The sequence below is a fragment of the Halomonas sp. SIMBA_159 genome, from assembly GCF_046536035.1.
Lineage (GTDB): Bacteria > Pseudomonadota > Gammaproteobacteria > Pseudomonadales > Halomonadaceae > Vreelandella > Vreelandella venusta_A.
Window position 1 is genome coordinate 1 of sequence record NZ_JAWJBT010001080.1, and the last position, 253, is coordinate 253.

1 protein-coding gene is annotated in these 253 nt (G+C 38.3%); it reads right to left on the reverse strand.

Annotation, left to right across the window (positions count from 1 at the left end):
• Positions 1-116: XkdW family protein (locus tag R0J87_RS22600; protein ID WP_498889137.1), on the reverse strand; the 116-nt coding region annotated here is incomplete at its 3' end.
• Positions 117-253: the final 137 nt, after the last annotated feature.

Sequence of the window (253 nt, forward strand, 5' to 3'; positions counted from 1 at the left end):
GGCACATCGAGATGCCATTCGTCTATATACGAGCCAGCACCGTCATTTCTTAGTTCAAAATCCCTTTGCGGTTCCGCATCGGGATATTTATACTTAATGGCTTCATATAAAATCATCAGAATCCTCCTACACTCTTGGGAAATTTCGTCCGCCTAATTCCATAATGTCGAAATAGTTGTACCAACCTGGATTATCAGATACATAGCGACTAACATCTCCGTCATATCCTATATATAAATAAATTTCTAAATAG